The organism is Nonomuraea sp. NPDC049158 (assembly GCF_040648335.1).
Lineage (GTDB): Bacteria > Actinomycetota > Actinomycetes > Streptosporangiales > Streptosporangiaceae > Nonomuraea.
The window spans coordinates 25,175-50,001 of sequence record NZ_JBEZDM010000032.1; the positions used below are offsets into that span (position 1 = coordinate 25,175).

Sequence of the window (24,827 nt, forward strand, 5' to 3'; positions counted from 1 at the left end):
AGGACCGCGATGACCCATCCAGCAATCATTCTCTTCCTGGCCCTGTTCGGGCTCTACAGCCCCGTTGCCGCGCTCGCCTCCTATCTGCCGATCGTCCGGCCCTACGACCACAAACAGGTCAACCGGCTGGCGCTCGGACTCGCCGTCAACGTCGCGGTCTTCGTCCTGGCGGCGCTGTGGATCGGCGAGCCGCTCCTCAAACTGCTCGGCATCAGCACCGCCGCGCTGACCGCCACCGGAGGCATCGCCCTGGCCTATGCCTCCATCCCGCTGATGCGCGGCAAAGCCGGAGCCGTCGAAGAGCTGGAGAAACTCCAGGAAGAGGAGAAGCTGGGCAGCACACTGCCACCCGAGCCGGCGCCGCACCCCAAGACCATCCTGTACACCCCGCTCACCTTCCCGTTGACCATCGGCGGCACCACCTTCGCCTTCGGTGTCGCCGCCTCGGCGGCGGCGACCAACATGACCGACAAGATCGCCTTGTCAGTCGCCGCCCTGTGCTTCGCCGTGGTCACCGGGGTGACGCTTTACCTGTCCGGCCACGTCCAACGGCGTATCTCGCTCAAGGGCGCCATGCTCCTGGACCGGATCGCGGGCATCCTGCTCACCGCCATCGCCGTCATCCTGCTCGCCAACGGCTTCACCGACCTGGTCACCGCGCGCCTCAACCAGTGAACGAAGCGGCGTGCCCGATGATCTCGCCCGTGATCTTCGCGGGTACGGCGGCCGTCGCCATGTGCGCCACGTCGTCGAGGATCAGCAGGCGCGCCCCCGGTATGCCGGCCACGTAGAGCTCTTGGCTGGCGGGAGGCGTGGCGACGTCGGCCGAGCCGCCGATGACCAGGGTCGGCGCGGTCACCTCGGCGAGGTCGTCGCGTACGTCGGCTGCCGCGAGCATCTCGCACGCACGCGCGTACTGTTCGGTGTCGTTGGCGAGGAGCATGGCGCCGTAGTGCCGGACGATGTCCGGGTTCTCGGCCGCGAACTCCGGGGTGAACCAGCGCTTGACGACGGTGTCGCGGATCACGGCGAGCCCGGCGCCGCGGACGGTCGCCGCGCGTTCGATCCAGGAGCTCTCCGGGAGCACCGGCGCGGAGCAGATGATCGTCAAGCTGCGTACGCGGCCGGGGTGCCGTGCGGCCGCCCGCGCGGCGACCATCCCGCCGAGGGAGACGCCGGCCAGGTGCGCCTGGTCGAGCCCGCGCCCGTCGAGCACGCGCACGAGATCGTCGACGAGGTCGTCCAGCCGGAAGGGCCCGTCGGCGCCGGACAGCGACGTGACCACGGGCCGATCACCGGCCATCCGATGGGGGATACGCAGGCGGCCACGGATCGGAACAGGGTCGATGAGCCGCTCCGGCCGGCCACCCGAATGGTTGATGAGATGGATGACGAGGGTGCGGCCGGACCGCCCGACCACGACTTCGACGCTCGTCGCGAACTCGGCGGACAGGATCCGCGCGTCGCCGATCCGGTCGGCCACGGTGTCGGCGATGAAGTCCGCGACGCTGCTCAGCCCGCTGACCCGCTGGGTGGTACCGGCGGTCCACGGCAGCAGGGTGACGTGGCCGCGACCCCGGGGCACGCTCAGGCGGAGCGGGCAGGGCGTGAAGTTCTCGTTGCCGTACGTCAGCTCGGGCGGACCGAAGGGGGCCTGCTCGGACAGCAGCCATCCGTCGTGTTCGCCGCCTTCGACGCCCCAGAAGGTGCCGAGGAGCGGCAGCCGGTCCCCGAAGGGTCCCTCCGGGCGGGCGCCGAAACGCCCGCCGAGCTGACGGGTGCCTTCGAGCACCAGGGTCACGGCGAGTTCGCCAAGGAGCGCGGAAGGGTCACCCGTGAGGATGAGCTCGCCACCGGCGTCGGCGAACTCGTGGAGTGCCGCGGTCAGCTCGGGCGTGATGATCGCGTCGCTGGGCACCGCGACCACCGAGTACTGGGCGAGCACCTGCCGTTCGACGAGCTCCGGCGCGTACTCCGCGCCCAGGACGTCGAACGGGATGTGCCGCTGCTGGAGCGACTCGAACAGCCCCCGGTACTCGGTGAAGTCCGAGCGGTACTGCATGGCCGCCATGGCGGTGCCGCCGGGCGGGCGGATGATGGCGTTTGATTCCCGTCGTTGCGATGCCTGAGATGAAATACCTCTGGAGGAACAGAAAGACCAGCACGATCGGCGCGATCGTCAGCACGGACCCGGCGAACATCACCCCGTAGTTGATCGTGCCGTCGCCCTGGGAAAGGAACGCGAGCGCGACCGGGAGGGTGTACAGCTCCTTGGACTGCGCGAAGTACGTGCCGGGCGGACCCACCGTCGACACGCTGGGCTGGGTCGACTAGCTACGGCCTGACCAGATCACTTACGAAGGTGAAGGAACCGGACGGGACGTTGTACAGCGCGTATTGACCCTCCATCCGCAGGAACGTCGCCCGGGGTGGGCTGACGACGGAACGCGCGTTCTTGGCCGGCACCCAGACCTCGGCGGTGGTGTTCGCCGGGACGTCGGCCGTCAGCTTGAACCATCGCTCCCCTCGGGTCCACGCGGAACGGGCGAGGCCCTGCGGCGTTTCGTAGCTGCCCTTGACCGAGGTGAGGTCGCCGACCGGCTTGGGCTGGATGACCAGGCGCCGGTAGGCGATGGAGCCGCCGGCCTCGCGGATGCCGGCCAGCCCGGTGTGGAACCACTCCTCGATCTGCGCGAGGATCATGTGGTTCATCGAGGCCCCGCGGTTCCAGTTCTCGCCGATCGTCGTCATGCCGCCCGGGTTGGCGCTGGTGGGCTGCATGAAGAACCCGTAGCTGGGCTGGTCGTCGCCCTGCAGCAGCTCCCACAGGACGTCGTCGCGGCCGCCGCCGGCCAGCGCGCGGACAGTGGGGGCCATGCCGATGGTGCCGCCGCTGAAGTGCGGGCCGTCGCCGTTGGGGTGGAAGGCGCGTACGAGCTCGACCAGCGCGTCGAGGACCGCCGGGCGTTCGCCGTCGGGGACGAGCCCGGCGTCGAGGGCGAGCGCCTGTGCCGTCTGGGTGGCGCCGCTGGCCCCGGCGTCGCCCGCGCTGGTGTAGCGGCGCAGCTCCCGGTTGTAGAAGTGGGCGTTGAAGGCGTTCTTGATGTCACCGGCGAGCGCCTGGTAGCGGGCGGCGTCGTCGGCGTGACCCGTCAGCCCGGCCATCGTGGCCAGTTTCGTGATCATGACGTAGTAGCCCCACGTGCCGGTGATCCGGCCCGAGGTCTGGTCGGCCGCCACCCAGTCGGCGAGTGCGGCGTCGACGATGTGCGCGTCCGCGCCCGTTCCCGCCTTCTCGCGCTGGATGTAGTCGGCGAAGGCCACCATCTGGTCGTAGTAGCGGGCCATCGTCGAGGTGTCGCCGTAAAGCTCGTACAGCAGCGCCGGGACCAGGATGATGGCGTCGCCCCAGTTGATCTCGTCGCCGAAACGTCCGCTGTAGCCCCAGTCGTAGACCGGGGTCTTCAACGCCACGTTGCCGCGCATCGGGGTGTCGGCGATCGACTGTCCCTCGACGAGGTGCCGGATCGTGGTCCGCAGGTAGGCGGCGAGCTGGTAATCGCGGTGGATGGCGCCCATCGGCATCGTGTAGTCGGCCGGGTAGGACAGCTTCTCCCGTCCGGGACAGTCGGTGAACACCGACATCATGTTGGACGCGAAGGAGTACCTGGCCATCCGGTGAACGCGGTTGACGCGCGCGCTGGAGGTGGTGACCTCACCCGCCACCGGCGTGGCGGCCTGCAAACGGATGCCCTTGACCAGGTCCTTGGCCGGGGTGTAGCCCTCCGGCAGGCCGGTGACCTGGATCCATTGCATGCCGAAGTAGGTGAAGTCGGGGTGCCAGGTCTCCCCGCCACGTAATCCGGCCGTGGTGTAGGTGTTGAACAGGTCGCGGCCCCGGGAGCCGCCTCCGCCCATGAGCGAGGCCTGGTCGACGCTTCCATCGGGGGCGAGCGACTCGGCGGGGGACATCCGGATGGTGATTCCGCCGGGCACCGCGCTCTTGAGGTTCAGCTGCGGCCAGCCGGTGATGTTCTGGCCGAGGTCGAACACCCAGGTGCCCGGGGCCGGGTTCGTCATCGAGACCGGCGTGAACGTCTCGACGGCCTTGACCGGCTCCGCCGCGCGGGCGACGAGCCGGGTGGCCAGGTTCGGCGGCGGCGCGATGCCCGCGTTCACCCACGAGGTGGCCGAGCCGTCGCGGCGCTTGGCGGTGGCCGACAGGTCCGAGCCCGGCAGGTCCCAGCCGGCCTGCTCGCGCCGTGCGTCATAGTCCGAACCGGAGTACCAGGCGTCGGTGACGAGGGCGCCGAGCGCGGTGCGCCAGCCGCGGTCGGAGACGATGACGTCCGTGGACCCGTCGCGGTAGACGATGTCCAGCCGCGCGATCATGCGCGGGGTGACGGCGGCGCCGGCGCTCGCGTCGCTGGCGGCGATGTTGTTGCCCGAGCCGGTCACCGTCGCACCGGAGGCGTGCGCCTTGGACAGCCCTGGCGTGAAGGTGATTCCCGTCCCGTCGGCGCCGGCGGAGCCGATCGCGGTGATCGTACGGGATTCGAGGTGGTCGCCGCCGTCTCCGGTGTCGATGTTGATGGTGGCGCCGAGGTGGTAGTTGGCGACGTCGTTCAGTTTCACGCTCGTGGCGCCGGCCCCGGCGTCGGCGGCCAGAGCGCCGGCGCCTTTCAGCTGGCTCTGCCACCACGAGTACGGGGCCGTGCGGCCGACGGCCGGGTTGGTGACACCGCGCCGCACGTAGGCGGGGCCGTTGCCGAGCCGGACGCCGAGGGTGTTGGCTCCGGCGCGCAGGTGATCGGTGATGTCGTAGGCGCGGTACTCGCTGGAGAGCTGGTAGTTCGCGTACCCGGGGGCGAGCACCTCGTCGCTGAGCCGGCGACCGTTCAAGGTCGGCAGTTGCAGGCCCACGCCGGACAGGTAGAGACGGGCCCTGGCCACCTGCTTCTTGCGGTCGACGCCGAACTGGCGGGCGAAGATCGGCATGGGCTGGGTTTCCGTACGGCCTGGGTACTCGATCCAGCGCGCCGCGCCCCAGTCGCTCTGCCGCGGCAGGCCCATCTCCCAGGAGGAGGGCTTGCTCCAGTCCGACGGCTTCTTGTCGGCGTCCCAGACGCGGACACGCCAGACGACCTTCTGCCGCGAACCCAACGGCCGGCCGCCGTAGCGGACACCGGTCTGGACTGCGGAGTTCACCTTGCCGGAGTCCCAGATCGGCCGGCCGCGCTCGAGATCCGCCTCGCTGGTCGCGGCCTGGATCTGATAGGCGGTCTGCGCGTCACCCGGACACGCGACTCGTGCGGACGGCCGGTAACAGGCGTGAGTGGCGGCTTGCCGGGTCTCTCTCATCCGCCACCCCACCGAAGGGGCGGGGTTGTCGAGGCCGAGAGGCTGGTCGTATCGGCCGTCCACGTTCAGGTCGATCACCTGGACGAGGGGTGGTGCGCTCGCGGCGACGGCCGCCGGAGTTCCTAGGGCTGGAAAGAGCATGAGGGCGAATCCCAGGCTCGCGAGCGTACGTAACCGGGACACAGGTCACTCCCTTCATCTTGGTCATCCCTTGATGGCGCCGGCGGTCATCCCAGCGACGATCTTGCGGTTGAAGAAGACGAACAGCAGCAGCGGCGGGATCGTGATCAGGACGATGTCCATGAACAGCAGGTTCCACTGGGTGTTGTACTGGCTCTGGAAGTTGTAGAGGGTGACCTGCACGGTGGCGTTGTCGTCGCCGGGCAGGAAGTACAGCGGGTTGACGAAGTCGTTGAAGATGGCCACCGAGCTGGTGAGGATCACGGTGATGGTGACCGGCCGCAGCAGCGGGAAGATCACCCGGAAGAACAGCGCGGGCCCGGTGCAGCCGTCGATCATGGCGGCCTCGTCCAGCTCGCGCGGGATGGCCGCGATGAACGCGCGAAACAGCAGCACCGCGTACGACAGCCCGAACGCCACCTCGACCAGGATCAGCCCCGGCATCGTCTTGAACAGGCCGAACGCCTGCAGCAGCCAGATCGTCGGCACGATCGCGGGCGGGATGATCAGCCCGGACAGCACCAGGAAGTTGGCCAGCGAGCCGACCTTCCCGGGCCGCCGTTGCAGCACGAACGCGGCCATGGCGGCGAAGACCACGATCAGCGCGACCGACACCACGGTCAGGACCGTGCTGTTGACGTAGGCGCGCAGCAGCACGTAGTCGCGGGCCTCGATCACTTCGGTGAAGTTCTCCACCAGCCGCCAGTTGGCCGGCCAGGCGAAGTCCAGGTCGAGCGCCTGTGCGGGGTCCTTGACCGCGGTCAGCAGCATGAGGGCGAACGGGACGAGGAAGAACACGGTGGCCAGGATCAGCGCGATCGCCTCGGCGCCGAACCTTCGCAGCGCCCTCATACGGCGACCTGCCTTTTGCCCAGGAACCAGGTGAGCGGGACGATGATGGCGGAGACGACCAGGAACAGCAGCACGTTGCCGGCAGTGGACAGGCCGAAGAAGCCGGCTTGATACTGCTTGTAGATGATCGAGGCGATGGTGTCGCTGGTGAAGCCGGGGCCGCCGCGGGTCATCGTCCAGATCAGGTCGAAGGAGCGCAGGCCGCCGATGAACGACAGGATGATCACTGAGTAGGTGGCGGGCCAGCTCAGCGGCAGGGTGACGTGGCGGAAGCGGTGCCAGGCGTTGCCGCCGTCCACGGCCACGGCCTGGTAGTAGTCGCGCGGGATGGACAGGATGCCGGCGATGTAGATCACGGTGGCCAGGCCCACGCCCTTCCACACGTCGACCAGGGCCACCGACAGCAGCGCGGTGGTGGCGTCGCCGAGCCAGTCGCCGCCGTCGATCCCGACCAGGGCCAGGGCCCGGTTGACCAGGCCGGTGTCGGGCTTGAGCAGCACGCTGAAGGTGATGCCGACCGCGACCGTCGAGACCAGGACGGGGAAGAACACCACCGAGCGCAGGAAGCCGCGCAGCCGCAGCTTCGAGGTGAGCAGCACGCCCAGCAGCAGCCCGAGGACCACCTTCAGGCCGCTGGTCACGACGGCGTAGAAGATCGTGTTCTGGAAGCCGATGCGCAGGTTCTGCTCGGCCAGGAAGTCGCGGAAGTTCTGCAGGCCGACGAAGGTGCTGTCGAACAGCGTCCAGCGGGTCAGCGCGAAGTAGAAGGCCATCACCGTCGGCACGGCGAAGATCACCAGGTAGACGACGGTGGCCGGCAGGTACAGCGCGTACGGGTAGGCCGCGTACTGCCTGCGGCGCTCGGCCCGGGCGGGCCGGCCCTCGGGGGCGGGGCCGGGCCCCGAGCGGAGCCCGGCCTGCTGCTTGGTCACCACCCTTGGAGCCCCAACTGTTTGGCCTGCTTCTCCACGTCCTTGTCGTACTGGGCGGCGCCCTCGGCCGGGGCCGTCAGCCCGGAACCGACCGCGACGGTGATCTGCTCAAGCGACGGGCCCTTGATCGGGGAGACGAACTCCAGCGCGGGCGAGGTGGCGCCCTTGTCGATGTAGGCCTGCACGTCCTTGGCCGCCTGGATGGCGTTGTCGGGCAGCTTGGCGCCCTTCACCCGGTAGGGTCCCGTCGGTTGCACGGCCTTGGTGACGGCGTCCGCGCCGGCGGGCGAGGCGACGAAGGCGAGGAACTTCTTGGCCGCGTCCAGCTTCTTGGTGGTCTTGGGGATGTAGATGGCGGGCGGCTCCCAGACGGTGGCGCCGTTCTTGGCCGCGTCCGTGCCCGGGATGCCGAAGAAGCCGACGTCGGTGGCGGCCTGCGGGCTGGTCTTCAGCACCGGAGGCAGGATCGCGGTGAGCATCGGGTAGTGAGCGCCCTTGCCGTCGGCCAGCAGCTTCAGCCCCTGGTCCAAGGTGGCCGAGCCGAAGCCCTTGTTCTGGTAGCCCTTGGCGTGCACGTCGGCCAGGTGCTGGAAGCTCGCGAGCGCCGCCGGAGTGCCGGCGAACTTGGCCTTGCCCGCGGTGTAGTCGGGGGCGAAGCTCGGCATCGCGGCCTGGACGTTGTAGAAGTCGCCCAGCACGAACAGCTGCGAGGTCCAGGAGTCCTTGAAGGTGGAGATCACCGGCGTGATCCCGGCCGCCTGGATCTTGTCGTTGTTGGCCATGAACGCGGCCCAGGTCTTCGGCACCTGGAGACCGAGCTTCTCGTAGACCTTGCGGTTGTAGAGGATGCCGCCGCCGGAGGCCGCGCTGGCCGGCACGCCGTACACGTGGTCGCCCTGGGTCACCACCGGCAGGTAGTCGGGCTGGACGTTGGCCAGCACCGGGTCGCCGGTGAGGTCGACCATGGTCTGGGCCGGGTTGAGCGCCTGGAGCAGAGACCCGGAGTTGTACCAGAACACGTCCGTCATCTCGCCGGTGGAGAGCCGGGTCTTGACGATGTTGTCGCCCTCGCTGCCTCCCGGCTGCGTCTCGATCTCGATTTTGATCTTGGGGTTGGCCTGCATGAAGGCGTTGGCGAGTGCCTTGGTCGTGTCCACGGTCGACTGGTCGCTACCCGTCATGAACGACAGCGTGACCGTGCCGTCGGCGGCCGGCTCGGAGCCCGAGCCGCATGAGGTCAGGGCCGCCATCGCGAGAACGGCCATCGCCGCTCCCAGGTGAGAGGTCTTCACAACGCCCCTCCGGGCTAGTTGAAACGTTTTAACAGCCCCCCGATGCGAGTTAACGTAGGCGTTACCTGGGACAGCGTCAAGAGCGTATTTGAGTAACGCTTCCCACTTGTTACCACCTGACCTGCTGTGTTTTTCTTGATCAAATGGGTAACGTTACCCATGCAGGCCAAGCTCGTAGAATGGGATCTCGCTCGTGAAGGGAGTCCCATTGGCCGCGCACAATCGACGGCGGCGGGTGACGATCGCCGATGTGGCCGGCCACGCCCAGGTCTCCGTCACAGCGGTGTCCAAGGTGATCCGCAACGCCTATGGCGTCAGCCCGGCCATGAAGGACCGGGTCAAGGCGTCCATCGAGGAGCTGGGCTACCGGCCGCAGGCCGCCGCCCGGGGCATGCGCGGGCGCACCTTCACCGTCGGCCTGATGCTGCCGCACATCAGGAACCCGTTCTTCGCCGACATCCTCGACGGCCTCATGGAGCAGCTCGCCGACACCGGCTACCAGGCGATCATGATCCAGGGCGGCGTCACCCGCAAGGTCGAGAAACAGGCGGTCGACGCCCTGGTGGACCGGCAGGTGGACGGCATCATCATGGTCGCCCCGCTCGCCGGCCGGGCGCGGCTGGAGGAGGTGGCGCAGGAGGTGCCCACCGTGGTGCTGGCCCGCCACGAGCGCTCGGCGCTCTACGACTCGGTGTTCGACGAGGACGACATCGGCGCGGAGCTCGTCGTACGGCACCTGATCGACCTCGGGCACCGCCGCATCGCGCACATCACCCACCAGGACAACAGCAACGCGCGGCCCGCTGACCTGCTGCACGTCATCCGGGCCGAGGCCTACGAACGCGTCATGCGCGAACACGGGCTCGACGACGAGATCGCCATAGCGAAGACCTACTACCACGAGCAGGGCGGCTACGACGGCGCCCGCCAGCTGCTGAGCCGCTCCCCGCGCCCGACCGCGATCTTCGCGGGCGCCGACCAGGCGGCGTTCGGCGCGCTGGCCGCGGTCCACGAGGCCGGACTGTCCGTCCCGCGGGACCTCTCGGTCGCCGGCTACGACAACACCCAGCTGGCCGCCCTGCCCAACATCGCGCTGACCAGCGTCAACCAGGACGGAGCCGTCATGGGAGGCACCGCCGGCCGGCTCCTGCTCGAACGCATCCAGGGCCGCACCTCGGCGGTCCGCTTCTCCGTCACCCCCAGCCTGGTCATCCGCGGCTCGACCGCCCCACCTGGTCGCGGGGAGGCGCAGTGACCGAGGCCGAGCGCGACGTGTCATGCCCGGCTCAACCGGACTTCGGCCTCTTCTCGTGTTCGGCGATGAGGGTGCCGATCTGGACGCCGAGTTCGGCGCCCAGGGGCCAGCCGATGTAGTGGGTCAGGAAGATGGCGATCTCGCGCAGCAGGCGGCGATCGCTGGGCTCACCCGCGCCGGTCAGGCGCCGCCTGGCTCGACGGCCTGCTCCCACATGGACTTCATCTCGGCGAACCCCTGCTCCATGATCCCCACCATGGCCTCCCGGGCCCGCTCGCCGTCGCGCCGCTGGATCGCCTGGGCCACGTCAGTGTGCAGCTGCAACGCCTTCTCGTCCGGGTTGTGCGGCATCAGGTGGTAGTGGTGCCGGCCGGCCAGCACCTCGGCGACGATCAGCTGCAGTTTCGCGAACATCTCGTTGCCGGAGCCGGCCAGCACCCGCCGGTGGAATTCGATGTCCAGGGTGAGGAAGCGCGGCTCATCGCCGGCTTTCCCCGCGGCCCACATCTTGGCCGCGAGGCCGACCAGCTCGCTCGCCTCGTTGTCGTCGATCCGCTCGGCGGCCAACCAGGCGGCGTGCGGCTCGATCGCGGTCCGTAGCTCGGTGATCGAGCGCATCTGCGCCATCCGCCCGGCCGAGGCCAGCCGCCAGCGGATCACCTGCGGATCGAAGACGCTCCACCCCTCGGGGGGCTGGATCATGATCCCGACCCGGCGCCGGGTCTCGATGAGTCCCATGGACGCGAGCACCCGCAGCACCTCGCGGATCACCGAGCGGGAGACCTGGTAGCGGTCGACCAGGTCGTCGATGCTCAGGACGGAACCGGCGGCCACATCGCCGCTGCAGATGGCGGTGCCGAGGTGGTCGAGGACGCGTGCGTGTAGCCCAGTCTCGGCAGGGGAGGGCTTGGTTGGGGCACCCTCTGAGGAGGACTGATTCACGACATAAAGCATATCAGTTGAAGGCCAGCTCTTGAATAAGTCTGCTTTTTTGTCTTAGCATCCCGGAATTAAGCCGATGTTACGAGAGTGTGGCGCTCTTCCGGGCGGCGGCCATGACAGAAAGGCGAGATGACGTGCAACGTCGATCGATATTCAGTACTTCTCTGGCCGTGGTTGTCGCCATGAGCCTGTCCGCCTGTGGCGGTGGCGGTGACGACAGCGGTGCGTCCAAGACGGTCCGGGTCACCCTGGCCAACCACGTGTGGACGGAGAACATCAAGAAGGCCCTGCCCGAGTTCGAGAAGCAGACCGGGCTCAAGGTCGAGGTCACTCAACTCGGCGAGGACCAGCTCTCCGATCAGTACAACGTCAAGCTGAACGCCGGCTCATCCGACATCGACGTGATGATGTACCGCCCCCTGCAGGAGGGGAAGCTCTTCGCCAAGAACAAGTACCTGACCGACCTGTCGGACCAGGTGAAGGCCAACAAGGACTGGGACTTCAGCGACTTCCAGGCCGGCCCGGTGGAGGCCACCACGTACGAGGGCAAGCCGGTCGGTGTCCCGATCATCACCGAGCAGGAGGTCCTCTACTACCGTAAGGACCTGCTCGACAAGGCCGGCCTGAGCGCGCCGCCGAAGACCCTCGACGAGCTGAAGGCCGCCGCCGCCAAGGTCAAGGCGGCCCAGCCGGACGTCGCGGGCTTCGTCGCCCGTACCGGCAAGTCGCCGGCGGTCACCCAGTTCTCCAGTTTTCTCTACAGCTTCGGCGGCGACTTCGTGGACGGCAGCGGCAAGGCCGCGGTCAACAGCGACGCGGCCAAGCAGGCGTACGCCTACTACGGCGGGCTGATCAAGGACTCCGGCCCGGCGAACGTCAGCACCGACATGGGCTGGCCCGAGGCGATGGCCATCTTCACCCAGGGCAAGGCCGCCTTCTACACCGAGGCCAACTCGCTCTACAAGAACGCCACCGACCCGGCCAAATCCAAGGTCGCGGACAAGGTCGGCTTCGCGCCGTTCCCGGCCGGCCCGGCCGGTTCGAAGCCGTACAACATCCCGTCGTGGGCACTGGGCGTCAACTCCAGCTCGGAGAACCAGGGCAACGCCTGGAAGTTCATCGAGTGGGCCACCGGCAAGGCCCAGACGCTCAGCCAGCAGACGTCCGGCGTGCCGGGCGCCCGTAGCTCCGTCTGGGCCAACCCGCAGGGCACCTCGACCTTCCCGAAGGACCTGGTGGAGGCCATCAAGGCCAGCACCAAGGCCGGGGTGGGCCATGACCGGCCGCTGGTCGTGAAGGTTGCCGAGGCCCGCGAGATCGTCGGCCAGCCGATCGTCGACGCGATCACCGGCAAGGACGCCGCGGCGGCCGCTGACACGGCCAACGCCGCATTCCAGAAGTTCCTGGACGACGAGGCCAAGTAGGTATGGCAACGATCACCACCGCCAAGCCGCCGCGCAGCGCCCCGACCGCCTCCCATACGCCCGGCTGGGTGCGCTGGGTCAATGACCACCGCAAGTGGCTCTTCGCCGCGCCCGCGATGACCTTCGTGACCGCGCTGATCGTGTTCCCACTGGCCTGGACCGGCTATCTCAGCCTGACCGACGCCGAGGGATCCGTCCGCGCGGAGAGCGAGTTCGTGGGCTTCCAGAACTACCTCGACGTCTTCACGGACACCGCCCGGTTCTGGCCCGCCGTAGGACGGACCGTCACGTTCACGGTGGTCGCGCTGCTGTTCGAGGTGGTCTTCGGGATGGCGATCGCCCTGCTGCTCTGGCGGCCGTTCAAAGGGCAGAGATGGGTCCGGGTCGCCATCCTGATGCCGCTCGTCGCCACTCCGGTCGCGGTCGGCATGATGTGGCGGCTCATCTTCGACCCGAACATCGGCATGGCCAACCAGATCCTCGGCTGGGTCGGCATCGGGCCGCAGCCGTGGCTCGCCGGCCAGCACACGGCCCTGCCCACCACGATCTTCATCGACGTGTGGCAGTGGACCCCGATGGTGACGCTGATCCTGCTCGCCGGGCTCACCTCGCTGTCGGACGAGCCGCAGGAGGCGGCGCGCATCGACGGCGCCAGCACCTGGCAGCGTTTCCGGCACGTGACCCTGCCGCTGCTGGGGCCCACGCTGACCGTGGCGATCTTGCTGCGCGGCATCGACGCGCTGAAGACCTTCGACATCCTCTACGCCACGAAGGGCCGCGGCGGCGGTTCGTTCCACGAGGTAGAGACGCTGAACGTGTACGCCTACGGCCTCAGCTTCGACTACAACGAGTACGGCGTCTCCTCCACCGTCCTCATCCTCTTCTTCCTGATCATCATCGGGGCGATGTGGGCCCTGACCGCCCGGCGCAAGGAGGCCAAGCGATGAAGCCCCGTCCCGCGTACCGGGTGTTCCGGGTGGTGGCACTCACCTTCGTGGTGCTCTCGCTGCTCGCGCCGCTGCTCTGGATGATCGCCGCGTCGTTCAAGACCAACGTCGACATCTACGACCCGGGCAAGGCGCTGGCCTTCTCGCCCACCGTGGACAACTACGCCAAGGTGCTCAAGCAGGCCAACTACGTCGAGTTCATCGTCAACAGCCTCTGGGTGGCGTTCGCCGCCACCGTGGCGTCGCTGATCCTCGGCCTGCCGGCCGCGTACTCGATGAGCCGGTTCAACATGCGGAAGTCCGCGCTGGTGGTGCTGATGGCCCGGGTCATCCCCGGTGTCTCGCTGCTGGTGCCGTGGTACTACGTCTTCTCCAACCTGAAGATGGTCGGCGGGTTCGGGGTGCTGATCCTCAGCCACATGTTCGTCGCGCTACCGCTGGTGGTCTACATCATGATGGGCTACTTCGACAGCCTGCCCGAGGAACTGGAGGAGGCGGGGCTGGTCGACGGGCTGACCCACATCGGCGCGTTCCGCCGTATCCTGCTGCCGCTGTCCGTACCGGGTATCGCCACCGCTGGGATCTTGTCCTTCATCTTCTCCTGGAACAACTTCATGTTCGCGCTCGTGCTCTCCGACGCGGACACCAAGACCCTGCCCGTGGCGATCTTCGACTTCGTCGGCTACGCCAGCATCGACTGGGGCGGTCTGATGGCCGCGGCCACCGTGGTCACCGTACCGATCATGCTGATCGCCTTGTTCGTGCAGAAGTACGTGGTCTCCGGCCTCACCGCCGGCGCGACAAAGGGCTGAGCGGCATGACGACCATCGCCCGCATAGAGACCTTTCTCGTCGCCCCCCGCTGGCTCTTCGTCCGGGTGGAGACCGCCTCCGGGATCGTCGGCTGGGGTGAGGCCACCTGCGAAGGGCGCTCCGAGACCGTCCGCGCCGCCATCGACCAGCTCGCGGAGCTGCTGATCGGCCGGGACGCGCTGCGCATCGAGGACCACTGGCAGGTGCTGACCAAGGGCTCGTTCTACCGGGGCGGTCCGATCCTGGCGAGCGCCGTGGCGGGCCTCGACCAGGCCCTCTGGGACATCGCCGGCAAGCACTTCGGCGCCCCGGTGCACCAGCTGCTCGGCGGTCCGGTACGAGACCGGATCCGGATGTACGGCTGGGTCGGCGGCGACGAGCCCAGCGAGGTCCGCGACCACATCGCCGCTCAGGTCGAGGCCGGGCTCACCGCGGTGAAGATGAACGCCTCCGGCAAGATGAGCCCGCTCGGCTCGGTCGCCGAGCTGAACGGCGTGGTCGCCCGGGTGGCCGCCGCCCGCGAGGTGCTCGGCGACGACCGCGACGTCGCCGTCGACTTCCACGGGCGGTTCACCCTGGCCAACGCCCGCCGTGTGGCGCCGCTGCTGGAGCCGTATCGGCCGCTGTTCCTGGAGGAGCCGGTCGTCCCGGAGAACTCCCACCTCATCGGCGAGTTCGTCCGCTCGACCACCATCCCGGTGTCGACGGGGGAACGGCTCTACAGCCGGCAGGAGTTCCTGCCCGTCCTCCAAGCCGGCATCGCGGTCGCCCAGCCGGACCTCTCGCACGCCGGCGGTATCACCGAGGTACGCAAGATCGCCACCCTCGCCGAGGTGTACGACGTGCAACTCGCCCCGCACTGCCCGCTCGGCCCGATCGCCCTCGCGGCCTGCCTGCAGATCGGCTTCGCCACCCCGAATTACCTCATCCAGGAACAGAGCATCGGCATCCATTACAACCTTGGTGCCGAGGTGCTCGACTACTGCCTCGACAAGACCCCGTTGGCTTTCGTGGACGGGTACGTCGAGCGGCTCACCGCGCCCGGCCTGGGTATCGAGGTCGACGATCAGGCGGTCCGCTCCGCCGGCAAGAGCGGACACGCCTGGCGCGGCCCCATCTGGCGGCACCGGGACGGTTCCTACGCGGAATGGTGAGCGTGATCCCTCGACCTCGCCGGCACCACCTGTGAGAAAGGCATCTGCGTGAAGATCATCGCGGCGGACGTCATCGTCGCCAGCCCCGACCGCAACTTCGTCACCCTCAAGATCACGACGGATGAGGGGATCAGCGGGCTGGGAGACGGCACCCTCAACGGGAGGGAGCTGGCGGTCGCGTCGTATCTGGCCGACCACATCGTCCCCCTGCTGCTCGGGCGGGACCCGCATCGCATCGAGGACACCTGGCAGTTCCTCTATCGCTCGGCGTACTGGCGGCGCGGGCCCGTCACCATGGCCGCCATCGCGGCCGTGGACGTGGCGCTGTGGGACATCAAGGCCAAGGCCGCCGGGATGCCGCTCTACCAACTGCTCGGCGGAGCCTCCCGGAACGGGATCATGGCGTACGGGCACGCCTCGGGCCGGGACCTGCCAGAGCTGTTCGACTCGATCCGCCGGCACCTGGAGATGGGTTACCGGTCGCTCCGGGTGCAGACCTCCGTACCCGGCATCAACGCCGTGTACGGAGTAGCCGCCCAGCCCAGTGTGGACGGCAAGCGGTACGACTACGAGCCGGCCCAGCGCACGGCGCTGCCCGCCGAAGAGGACTGGGACACCCGCGCCTACCTGCGCCACCTGCCCGGCGTCTTCGAGGCGGTGCGCAACGAGTTCGGGCCCGAGCTGCCGCTGCTGCACGACGGGCACCATCGGATGACCCCGATCCAGGCCGCCAAGCTCGGCAAGGCCCTTGAGCCGTACGACCTGTTCTGGCTGGAGGACTGCACGCCGGCCGAGAACCAGGAGGCGCTGCGCCTGGTCCGCGGGCACACCACCACTCCGCTGGCCATCGGCGAGGTCTTCAACACCGTGTGGGACTACCAGACCCTGATCCGCGAACAGCTCATCGACTACGTCCGCTCCGCCGTCACCCACACCGGGGGGATCACGGCCATGCGGAAGCTGCTCGACTACGCCGCCCAGTATCAGATCAAGTCCGGCATCCACGGCCCGACCGACATCTCGCCGGTCGGCATGGCCGCCGCCCTGCACCTGGACCTGGCGATCCACAACTTCGGCATCCAGGAGTACATGCAGCACGGTCAGGCGACCAACGAGGTGTTCCAGCAGTCGTTCAGCTTCACCGACGGCTACCTGCACCCCGGCGGGCTGCCGGGGCTCGGCGTGGAGCTCGATGAGAAGGCCGCGGCGCGATTCCCGTACCAACCGGCGTACCTGCCGTTCAACCGGCTCGCGGACGGCACCGTCCATGACTGGTGAGCACGGCGGATCCGGGCTATGGGCGAGTCGACATATGATCCTTTGAGCTGATGTTCGCGCGATTGTCGGAAGGCCGCCATGACCCACCCCCTCAGCCGGCGGTCCGCCCTGCTGGGCACCTCGGCCGTGGCCGGCCTCGCTCTTTGGGACAGACCGGCCGAGGCGGCCGGCACCGCCACGGTCGGTGCCGCCACGTTCGACGCCGCGCGTGAGCGGTGGGTGAGCCTGCTGGCCGGCGGGTCGTACGACTCCGTCTACACCGACAAGGCGCAGGCGGTCGACGGCTCGGCCAACGCGGTGCTGCGCAAGCTGAAGCCCGACCCCGGCCGCCCGAGCCTGTGGCCCGACCTACCCCTCGACGACCCCCGTACGGGCAACTTCAACCGCGCCTACAACCGCATGCGCACCCTGGCGCTGGGCTGGGCCACGCCGGGCACCACCATGCACCGGGACGGGCGGGTCGCCGACACCGCGATCATGGCGCTGGACTTCCTGTACAAGCACGCCTACCACGAGGGACTGGACCGGCGGGGCAGCAACTGGTACTGGTGGGAGATCGGCGTCCCCCGCGCGCTGACCGACACCTGTGCCCTGCTGTACGACGGCCTGCCCAAGGACCGCCTCGAGCGCTGGCTGCGCCCCCTGCGCCGCTGGTGCCCCAACCCGGAGCGCCGCGTCAGCCACCCCGGCGTCGTCGAGACCGGCGCCAACCGGGCGGGCAAGGCCACGGCGGTGGCGATGCGCGGATTGCTCACCCACGACGCCCGCCTCGTCAAGCGGGCCAGGAACGCGGTCTCCGACCTGCTGCGGCCGACCAAGGGTCCGGGCGACGGCTTCTACCGTGACGGGTCGTTCATCCAGCACGACGTGTTCCCCTACAACGGCAGCTACGGCGTGGACTACCTGGAGAGCGTGGCCAAGCTGATCGCCATGCTCGCGAGGTCGCCGTGGAAGATCACCGGAATCGGCAACGTCTACGACCTCGTGGATCGCTCCTTCGCGCCGTTCATCTTCGACGGGCTGATGATGGACTGCGTACGCGGCCGGCAGATCTCGGTGCAGGGCCACCGCGACCACCACTCGGGGGAGAAGGCGGTCGAGTCCATCCTCACCCTGCTGGAGGCGGCGCCCGAGCGCTACGCCCAGCGCTGGCGACCGCTGGTGAAGGGCTGGATCACCCGTAACCAGGCCGCCCCCACGCTCCCATCGCTGGCGAGCATCGCCGGGGCCAAGGCCCTGCTGGATGACCTGTCGGTGCCGGTCGGCCCGCGCATGACGGGCACGTACGTCTTCGCCGACATGGACCGGGTCGTGCACCGCCGCCCCAACTGGGCCTACGCGATCGCGATGAGCTCGGAGCGCATCGGCGCGGCCGAGGCCATGAACCAGGAGAACCTGCACGGCTGGTACACCGGCGACGGCATGACCTACCTCTACACCGCCGACCTCACCCACTGGAACGACGACCTGTGGCCGACGATCGACCCGCACCGGCTGCCGGGCACGACGGTCGACACGCGCAGGCGCGCCGCCCTCTCGCACAGCAAGCGCCGCCTGCCGCCCACCCCGTGGGCGGGCGGCGTGGCACTCGACGGCGAGTACGGCGTGGCGGCCATGAAGCTGATCGCCGACGGCTCCTCGCTGCGGGCCAAGAAGGCGTGGTTCCTGCTCGATGACGCGGTGATCGCCCTCGGCGCCGGCATCGCGGCCTCCGACGGCCGCCGCATCGAGACCATCGTGGAGAACCGCAACACCCACGACTGGCATCCGCCGCTGACCAGGGGCGACGGCTGGGTCCACCTGTCCGGCGTGGCCGGCTACGCCCTGCTCGACGGCGCCGACGCGAAGGTGATCCGCGAGCAGCGCACCGGCCGCTGGCGCGACATCGACAAGGGCGCCACCACCGGCGGCGACAACACCCCCGTCACCAGGCACTACACGACGATCCTCCTCGACCACGGCGTCGATCCGCGCAAGGCGCGCTACGCCTATGCCGTCCTGCCCGACGCCTCCATCGCGCAGACCGCGGCGTACGGGCAGCGGATCAAGATCCTCGCCAACTCCCGAACGGTGCAGGCCATCGCCCGTGACAACGTGCTCGCCGCCGTCTTCTGGCGCGCGGGGACCGTCGAGACCGCGGACGGAACGCTCCACGCCGACGGACCCTGCACGCTGCTGATCCGCCGCGACCGCGGGCGGGTACGGCTGGCGGTCTCCGACCCGTCCAGGACCGGCGACGAGGTGAAGATCACGCTGCCCTGGCGGGTGAAATCGGTCAAGAAGCGCGACCGTGGCGTGCGCAAGGCCAAGCGCTCGGTCAAGGTGGAGGTCGGTCGCAGCCGCGGGCACGCCCATACGGCCGAGGTACACGTCTGAGGCGGGCGAGCAAGCCCGGGTCGAGGAACGGTGAACAGCCGTCGGCGCTCGCGAACTTTTTCTCCTGCCGGAGCGACGAACTACTACTGAGTTGACCATTACGGAGGCCGTAGATGACTTCGCCCTTGGCTGTGGAACCGTCGTTAACCCGTCCGCACCGGTCCCGGCGGCTGAAGGGACTCGGGCTGGTCGTTCTCGGCATCGCGCTGGGTGTGGTGCTGTCCGTCGCGGTGCGGTGGCCGCGGTCCGAGGTGGTCTATCGCAGCGACCAGCCGGCCACTGTGGCCTACGACGACGGTTCGAAGCATCTGCTGGCCTTGATCCACCGCAGCGCCCTTGCCGGGGAGTCGCACCAGATCTTCGTCGGCCGGGATCCCAGCCTTTCCTACGGCCATTGGGTGGACATCGAAACGTCCGCCGACTCTGTCAAGACGACAGAGTGGACGACCGCCGGGGTGCGGGTGCTTTTCAACACCGGGCACGAGCTCTTCATCCCCGCCAGGTCCTTCGTCGGCGGCAGGTGACCCCGGCCGGCCGATCGCTCAGCGACCCCCGAGGGGGAGTGGCGCGTACGCGCCGCTCTTCCACCGCTCCAGCGTGTGGTCGAGATGGAAGCCGAACAGGCCGGCGAGGTCCACCGTGGGATCGAGCAGCCACTGGATCTCCAGGCCGTCCATGGAGGCGCAGAGTCCGCGTGCTTCCGCCTCGGCCTGCGCGTCGGTCAACGGCGGGACCTCTCCCCTCTCCGCCGCCGTGAGCTTGACCAGCTCGGCCTTCTCCCGCCGCAGCCGCGCCACAGGCGGGCGCTGACCCGATGGGCCCGCCGGTTACGCCCGCCCGGCCCATCGGTTACGCCCGCTCGGCTCGCCAGGCGGCGCGCTGCCCGCCAGTTACGGGCGCGAGGCTCGCCTGTTACGGGCGCGCGACCTCGGTCACCGTGCGGGCGCGCAACAGGCGCGGGTGCAGGAGTTCGGCTCGCTGCCTGTCTATGCCGGCGGCGAGCGCGGCGTCGGTGAGCGCGGCCCCGATCCATTCGAGGTCGATGCTCCGCCCGCCATCCTGCCTGATCAGCGGCTCTCCAGGGGAACGGCTGGCGCACAGCGCGCGCAGCAGGTGGCGGACCTCGGGCGACACCGGGAACGCGACGACGCCATCACGGCCGTCGCGCAAGGTGATCAGGGTCAGCTGGTCGGCGGGGGCGGAAGGGCGGATATCGTGGGCGGTCAAAGCGGCCAGCGCCTCCATGGAGGCGCCTGTCGCCTCCAGCAGTGCGACGGCGAGAGCCTCGGCCCACCGGCCGCCGTCGGCCAGCCGCCCGGCACCTGTTCGCAGCAGGCGTCGTTCGGCCGGGGTGAGCGGAGGCGTGCCGGTCACGCCGCGGTGAGACCGATCCGCGCCGGTTCGCCGGGCGAAGGCGTAGAAGGAGGCCAGCGTGGCGCGTCTCCGGATCACCGTCGCCCTGGTCAAGGGCTTGCCGGACGCGCGTACGCCGGTGGTGAGGGCGGCATAGCAGTAGGCGTCCAGTTGAGTCTCGGTGGCGGTGAGCAGCTCGAGGGCCGGCTCGGCGGTGTGCAGCCAGCGCAGGAACGAGGCCAGGACCCGCAACCGTGTCTGTCGCAGAGGAGCGGAGGGCTTCTCGCACAGCCAGGCCGTCACCGTACGCCGGGTCCGCGGATCCAGCGCGTCCACAAGGTCGACGTCGGCCGCGGGGACCTCGCCCCCGTCACCAGGGCGCAGGCGCGGTCGTAATCCCGGGATCTGCCCGACGCCGACCGGCTCTGGATGGCTCGCGGGTCTCATGGGGTCGCAGCCGGGGAAGGGAGAGGCGAGGCCGTCCCCGAACGTGCGCGGGACTCGCGGGGTGGTCTCCGCTTCGACCATGCTCAGCACGCGGCCGACGCCGTGACCAGGCCGGCGGTGAACATCGCGGCAGCCTCGCCGGCCGACCTGGAGGGGTGAAGGACCGGACGGCCCGTGCCTGACAAACCCATCATGAGCTCGATCATCTCATGGAGCGTCGCCAACAATCCTCGCCTGACACGGTGGACAGCGGCTGTCAGCTTTGAGCGCAGCCGCCGAACACCACCGGTGGATTGTGGCATGGGGGTAGCGGTCAGTGCGTGTTCCTCGCCGCTCGGCTCAGTGGAGGGTGCTCGGCGGGCGGACTCTTCAGGACACCGCCGAGGGTGAGCCGCAACAGCCGGCGAGCGCTGTCGGGATCGCCGTCGGAGGCCACGGAGATGGCGTTGGCCAGGGTCATGAGGTCGTGGGTCGTCGCCTCGCCGCGCAGGACGCCCGCTTCCTCCGCGTCCGTGACCAGACGCGTCGCCGCATCATGTATCAGGCCGTGGCAGCTGTCTTCCGCGGCGACGGCGCAGCCGGGGGCCGACATCAGGGCCGTCGCGAGTCCGCGTGTGGTCGCGGTGTACGTCGTGACTTCCTCGAGCCACGCGGCGAGCGCGTCGCCGGGAGCCAGGCTGTCGGCGAGTGCTTGGGCGCGCCGGCTGAGCCGTTCCACGCCCTCGTGGAACACCGCGTTGAGCAGGTCGTGTCGCGAGGGGAAGTGCCGGTGCAGGGTGGCTGAGCCGACGCCCGCGCGGCGCGCGATCTCTTCGAGTGAGGCCTGTGCGCCGTCCCGTCCGATCACCGCCTCCGCGGCCTCGAGCAGTCGCCGGCGATTGCGCTGCCTGTCTGCCCGGCCCGCCGGACCTGCCGCGTTCATCGTCGCTCTCACCCTTCACTGGACAAACGGTGGGACCCCCCATATCGTAGCGTCCGGCAAAGCGGGGTGCCCCTCCGTTTATGGGGTCGCTGGAGGCAGACATGTCGGATTCATCATTCGTGCTGGTCACGGGCGCGACCGGCCGGCAGGGCGGGGCGACCGCGCGAGCCCTGCTCCGAGCGGGAACGGACGTGCACGCTCTCGTACGCGATCCCACCTCGCCGCGCGCACAGGAGATCGCCGCCCACGGCGCCACGCTCGTGACGGGCGACCTGGGGGACCCGGCTTCGTTGGTGGCGGCCCTCGACGGGGCCCGAGGCGTGTTCTCGATCCAGATGCCCGACCTGGCGGATCTCATGGGCGACTCGGAGGTGCGATACGCCGGCAATCTCGCCGCCGCGGCGCAGAAGGCCGGCGTCGAACAGATCGTGCACACCTCGGTGTCGGGGGCGGGCCGCCGCGAACCGATCGACGAGGAGCGATGGGGAGCCCACATGGGACACTACTGGCGCAGCAAGGCCGCCGCGGAGCAGGCGATGCGTGACGCGGCGACCCGCTACACGACCATCCTGCGCCCAAGCACGTTCATGGAGAACCTCCTCTACCCGTCGTTCTACTTCCCCGACGGGCGGCCGGACCATCTGCTGGTCGCCATGGATCCCGAGGTTCCCCAGCCCTTCGTCGCCCTGAACGATATCGGCGTCGCGGCCGCGGCCGCGTTCGCCGGCCCCGGGCGGTTCGACGGCGTCGAACTGGAACTGGCGGGCGACCTGCTGACCTTCCGCGAGGCGGCCGCGATCCTCTCCGAGGTCCTCGGAAGGCCCATCACCCTTCCCGCCGACCCCTCGGAGGCACAGGCCGCCGGTCTGCGCCGCGAGTATGTCCTGTCGCAGCGGTACGCCAGCCTGCATCCGGCACCGGCGCGTCCCGAGTTCGCCCACGCTCTCGCGATCCCGACCACGACCTTCACCGACTGGGCCCACGCCGCTCTCTGACGGGCCTGTCAATCGGGTATCTGGGGCGCTGCCCGTGAGCTAACCGCTGTGTGACGGTGTTCGGAAGAGGCGTTCGATGATGGTCTGCCAGCTGTCGGCCAACGGGATGGAGGCCGGAGTGGGGTCGGCCGGGAAGGGCCGCGACATGCCCAGGTAGAGCAGGATCGGGCCTTCGAGGGCGGCGGTGAGCTGGACGGCCAGGCTGTCGAGGTCGGCGATGTCCAGGAGTTCGTACTGGCGCGCCTGTCCCAGGAGCATGCGGACGTGCAGCCGGGAGAGGTTGTGCTCGCCGACGGGGACGGGCTGGTTGCGGTCCAGGGCCGCGCGGACGATCGCGTGGTGGTCGAGCAGGAAGGCGATGCGGGCCCGGCCGTAGGCGATCAGCCGCTGCACCGGGTCGGCTCCGGGGCCGAGCGGCGGTGGCCCGCCCATGACGGCCTGCTGGAAGGCGCGGTCGTCCTCGTCCACCAGGGCCCGGAAGATTCCCGCGCGGGTGCCGAACCGGCGAAAGACAGTCCCTTTGCCCAAGCCGGCCCGTTCGGCCAGGCCGTCCATGGTCACCTTCTCCACCCCGTGCTCGGCGATCATCTCGCGGGCCACCTGGAGCAGTTGCAGACGGTTGCGCGCCGCGTCCACCCGTTCCGCACGGGGACGACCGAAGGGCACCACAGGGAGATCCACAAGTTCTCACCCTACCTCTGGAATATAAAGCGGGGTAAAGTCCGCTTATGCTGAAGCGAGTCGGGGCGCCGGCACCCAGGTCAGGCCGCCGCCGACACCGTTGAGCCGCGTGACGCGGCACTCTAAAGGAGATGATCATGAGTCTGTTCCGGCTGGACGCCAGCATCCTTCCCGGCACCTCTTCCAGCGCCGAGCTCGCCGACCTCGTTGAAGCCGAGTGGACCGCGACCCGGCCCGGCGTGCCGGTGGTGCGTCGTCACCTGGCCACCGACCCGCTGCCCGCCGAGGCTTGGGCGCTCGCGGCGACCGCGGCGTTCGTCCCCGAACCCGACCGCACGCAGGCGCAGCGTGACGCGCTGGCGCTGGCCGTGCGGCTCGCGGCCGAACTGGAAGCGGCCGACGCGGTTCTGCTGGCCGTGCCGCTGTACAACTACGGGGTCTCCCAGCACTTCAAGACCTGGGCCGACCTGGTCATCGCCGCTGCGGGCGCCGGCACTCCGGTGCTGAAGGGCAAGCCGACCGTGCTGGCCACCGTGCGTGGCGGCGGCTATGGACCCGGGACCCCGCGTGAGGGCTGGGACCACTCCACCCCGTACCTGACGCGGGTTCTGAGTGACATGTGGGAGGCCGACCTCACCATCGTCGAACGTGAGCTCACTCTCGCCGCCACCAACCCGGCCATGGAATCGCTGCGCCCGCTGGCCGCGCAGCTTCACGGCGACGCCCTCGCCGCCGCCCGCGACGCGGGCCGGGAGCTGGCCGCCAAGTAGCCGCGCCACCGTCTCGCACCGGCCAAGTGCTCCGCGCCACTGGCTCGCATCGGCCAAGTGCTCCGCGGCCGCGGCCGTACCGGCCGAGCGCCGGCCGCCGCCAGGGTCGCCCCGTGATGATCGGGGCGGCCCTCACCCTTGCTCGAACCTACTCGAAGAGGGACGGGTCTCCCGTGCCGCGACGAAGAATCTCGGGCTCACCCTGCGAGAAGTCGACGACGGTGGTCGGGGTGGCGCCGCACTCGCCCGAGTCGATGACCGCGTCCACCACGTGATCGAGCCGTTCCTTGATCTCCCAGCCCTGTGTCGCGGGCTCGGTCTCGTCGGGCAGCAGCAGGGTGCTCGACAGCAGCGGTTCGCCGAGCTCGGCCAGCAGCGCCTGGGTGACGATGTGATCAGGGATCCGCACACCGACCGTCTTCTTCCGGGGGTGCAGCAACCGCCGCGGCACCTCCTTGGTCGCGGGCAGGATGAAGGTGTATCCGCCCGGCGTCGCCGCCTTGACCAGCCGGAACACCGCATTGCTCACGTGAACGAACTGACCGAACTGCGCGAAGTCCCGGCAGACCAGCGTGAAGTGATGATCACTGCCGAGGCTGCGGATCTCCCTGATCCGATCGAGGCCCTCCTTGTTGCCCAGCCGGCACCCCAGCGCGTAGCACGAGTCCGTCGGGTACGCGATCAGCCCGTCGGTGTTTAACGACTCGACGACCTGGCTGATCAGGCGGGGTTGGGGGTTGTCCGGGTGCAGAGCGAAATACTTGGCCACACCTCGGATCTTAGAAGCGGGCACCCCACCACCTGACACGCGACCCCAGGCCTGGACCGGGAATGGGCACTGGTTGAGCAGGATC

The 24,827-nt window shown here is 69.2% G+C and carries 23 protein-coding genes; 11 read left to right on the top strand and 12 right to left on the bottom strand.

All coding sequences use genetic code 11. From position 1 onward, the window contains the following. Positions 1-9 precede the first annotated feature (9 nt). Positions 10-675 (top strand): MarC family protein, encoded by a 666-nt coding sequence (locus tag AB0B61_RS44055; RefSeq protein ID WP_358445726.1) that lies wholly within the window; start codon positions 10-12, stop codon positions 673-675. Here the strand turns inward: AB0B61_RS44055 and AB0B61_RS44060 are convergent. The 5 genes from AB0B61_RS44060 to AB0B61_RS44080 form a co-directional block, all read right to left on the bottom strand. After that, the gene (locus AB0B61_RS44060; protein WP_358445728.1) at positions 665-2,062 is read right to left on the bottom strand and encodes an alpha/beta fold hydrolase; all 1,398 of its coding nucleotides are present in this window, start codon (positions 2,060-2,062) and stop codon (positions 665-667) included. The two genes, AB0B61_RS44055 and AB0B61_RS44060, sit on opposite strands and share 11 nt — an antisense overlap. Positions 2,063-2,334: 272 nt before the next feature. Beyond that, entirely contained in the window at positions 2,335-5,544 is a 3,210-nt protein-coding gene (locus AB0B61_RS44065; RefSeq protein ID WP_358445729.1) for a family 78 glycoside hydrolase catalytic domain, read from the bottom strand. Between the two features lie 21 nt (positions 5,545-5,565). Next, positions 5,566-6,393, bottom strand: coding sequence for a carbohydrate ABC transporter permease (locus AB0B61_RS44070; protein ID WP_358445731.1), 828 nt, complete (start codon positions 6,391-6,393; stop codon positions 5,566-5,568). Further along, the gene (locus tag AB0B61_RS44075; protein WP_358445733.1) at positions 6,390-7,325 is read right to left on the bottom strand and encodes a sugar ABC transporter permease; all 936 of its coding nucleotides are present in this window, start codon (positions 7,323-7,325) and stop codon (positions 6,390-6,392) included. Before AB0B61_RS44075 ends, AB0B61_RS44070 begins: the two co-directional genes overlap by 4 nt. Beyond that, positions 7,322-8,590, bottom strand: a complete 1,269-nt coding sequence (locus AB0B61_RS44080) for an ABC transporter substrate-binding protein (RefSeq protein WP_358445736.1) — start codon at positions 8,588-8,590, stop codon at positions 7,322-7,324. The genes AB0B61_RS44075 and AB0B61_RS44080 overlap by 4 nt, the downstream gene beginning before the upstream one ends. Before the next feature lie 235 nt (positions 8,591-8,825). On the opposite strand from AB0B61_RS44080, the gene AB0B61_RS44085 reads away from it, so the two are divergent. Further along, positions 8,826-9,872 carry a LacI family DNA-binding transcriptional regulator gene (locus AB0B61_RS44085; RefSeq protein WP_358445739.1) on the top strand — a complete coding sequence of 349 codons (1,047 nt, stop codon included), beginning with the start codon at positions 8,826-8,828 and terminating at the stop codon, positions 9,870-9,872. A gap of 31 nt (positions 9,873-9,903) precedes the next feature. Here AB0B61_RS44085 and AB0B61_RS44090 read toward each other — a convergent pair whose 3' ends face one another. Both AB0B61_RS44090 and AB0B61_RS44095 read right to left on the bottom strand, forming a co-directional pair. Continuing rightward, on the bottom strand, positions 9,904-10,086 hold the full coding sequence (locus AB0B61_RS44090) for a hypothetical protein (RefSeq protein ID WP_358445742.1): 183 nt from the start codon (positions 10,084-10,086) through the stop codon (positions 9,904-9,906). Then, positions 10,053-10,814, bottom strand: a complete 762-nt coding sequence (locus AB0B61_RS44095) for an FCD domain-containing protein (protein WP_358445745.1) — start codon at positions 10,812-10,814, stop codon at positions 10,053-10,055. Before AB0B61_RS44095 ends, AB0B61_RS44090 begins: the two co-directional genes overlap by 34 nt. A 182-nt stretch (positions 10,815-10,996) precedes the next feature. Here AB0B61_RS44095 and AB0B61_RS44100 point away from each other — a divergent pair, with 182 nt between their 5' ends. The 7 genes from AB0B61_RS44100 to AB0B61_RS44130 all read left to right on the top strand — a co-directional run bounded on the left by AB0B61_RS44100 (position 10,997) and on the right by AB0B61_RS44130 (position 19,329). Further along, positions 10,997-12,238 carry a sugar ABC transporter substrate-binding protein gene (locus AB0B61_RS44100; protein ID WP_358445748.1) on the top strand — a complete coding sequence of 414 codons (1,242 nt, stop codon included), beginning with the start codon at positions 10,997-10,999 and terminating at the stop codon, positions 12,236-12,238. A gap of 2 nt (positions 12,239-12,240) precedes the next feature. Further along, positions 12,241-13,185, top strand: a complete 945-nt coding sequence (locus AB0B61_RS44105; RefSeq protein WP_358445750.1) for a sugar ABC transporter permease — start codon at positions 12,241-12,243, stop codon at positions 13,183-13,185. Beyond that, positions 13,182-13,997, top strand: coding sequence for a carbohydrate ABC transporter permease (locus AB0B61_RS44110; RefSeq protein WP_358445752.1), 816 nt, complete (start codon positions 13,182-13,184; stop codon positions 13,995-13,997). The genes AB0B61_RS44105 and AB0B61_RS44110 overlap by 4 nt, the downstream gene beginning before the upstream one ends. 5 nt (positions 13,998-14,002) lie before the next feature. Next, entirely contained in the window at positions 14,003-15,151 is a 1,149-nt protein-coding gene (dgoD, locus tag AB0B61_RS44115) for a galactonate dehydratase (RefSeq protein WP_358445755.1), read from the top strand. A 48-nt stretch (positions 15,152-15,199) separates the two neighbouring features. Next, on the top strand, positions 15,200-16,429 hold the full coding sequence (manD, locus tag AB0B61_RS44120) for a D-mannonate dehydratase ManD (RefSeq protein WP_358445758.1): 1,230 nt from the start codon (positions 15,200-15,202) through the stop codon (positions 16,427-16,429). A gap of 78 nt (positions 16,430-16,507) precedes the next feature. Further along, the gene (locus AB0B61_RS44125; protein ID WP_358445761.1) at positions 16,508-18,805 is read left to right on the top strand and encodes a polysaccharide lyase 8 family protein; all 2,298 of its coding nucleotides are present in this window, start codon (positions 16,508-16,510) and stop codon (positions 18,803-18,805) included. Positions 18,806-18,918: 113 nt separating this feature from the next. After that, a complete protein-coding gene (locus tag AB0B61_RS44130) occupies positions 18,919-19,329 on the top strand; it encodes a hypothetical protein (protein WP_358445763.1) in 411 nt (136 codons plus the stop codon). Positions 19,330-19,347: 18 nt separating this feature from the next. Here AB0B61_RS44130 and AB0B61_RS44135 read toward each other — a convergent pair whose 3' ends face one another. The 3 genes from AB0B61_RS44135 to AB0B61_RS44145 all read right to left on the bottom strand — a co-directional run bounded on the left by AB0B61_RS44135 (position 19,348) and on the right by AB0B61_RS44145 (position 21,527). Next, positions 19,348-19,602, bottom strand: coding sequence for a hypothetical protein (locus tag AB0B61_RS44135; RefSeq protein ID WP_358445766.1), 255 nt, complete (start codon positions 19,600-19,602; stop codon positions 19,348-19,350). Between the two features lie 115 nt (positions 19,603-19,717). Beyond that, positions 19,718-20,695 carry a hypothetical protein gene (locus AB0B61_RS44140; protein WP_358445768.1) on the bottom strand — a complete coding sequence of 326 codons (978 nt, stop codon included), beginning with the start codon at positions 20,693-20,695 and terminating at the stop codon, positions 19,718-19,720. Positions 20,696-20,918: 223 nt separating this feature from the next. After that, entirely contained in the window at positions 20,919-21,527 is a 609-nt protein-coding gene (locus tag AB0B61_RS44145; RefSeq protein ID WP_358445770.1) for a TetR/AcrR family transcriptional regulator, read from the bottom strand. 101 nt (positions 21,528-21,628) lie between these two features. On the opposite strand from AB0B61_RS44145, the gene AB0B61_RS44150 reads away from it, so the two are divergent. Next, complete coding sequence (locus AB0B61_RS44150; RefSeq protein ID WP_358445773.1) at positions 21,629-22,522, top strand: NmrA/HSCARG family protein; 894 nt, start codon at positions 21,629-21,631, stop codon at positions 22,520-22,522. A 39-nt stretch (positions 22,523-22,561) separates the two neighbouring features. Here AB0B61_RS44150 and AB0B61_RS44155 read toward each other — a convergent pair whose 3' ends face one another. After that, positions 22,562-23,203 carry a helix-turn-helix domain-containing protein gene (locus AB0B61_RS44155; protein WP_358445775.1) on the bottom strand — a complete coding sequence of 214 codons (642 nt, stop codon included), beginning with the start codon at positions 23,201-23,203 and terminating at the stop codon, positions 22,562-22,564. Between the two features lie 137 nt (positions 23,204-23,340). Between AB0B61_RS44155 and AB0B61_RS44160 the strand changes: the two genes are divergently transcribed. Continuing rightward, a complete protein-coding gene (locus tag AB0B61_RS44160) occupies positions 23,341-23,973 on the top strand; it encodes an NAD(P)H-dependent oxidoreductase (protein WP_358445778.1) in 633 nt (210 codons plus the stop codon). A 148-nt stretch (positions 23,974-24,121) separates the two neighbouring features. Here AB0B61_RS44160 and AB0B61_RS44165 read toward each other — a convergent pair whose 3' ends face one another. Then, positions 24,122-24,742 (bottom strand): L-threonylcarbamoyladenylate synthase, encoded by a 621-nt coding sequence (locus tag AB0B61_RS44165; protein ID WP_358445781.1) that lies wholly within the window; start codon positions 24,740-24,742, stop codon positions 24,122-24,124. Positions 24,743-24,827: the final 85 nt, after the last annotated feature.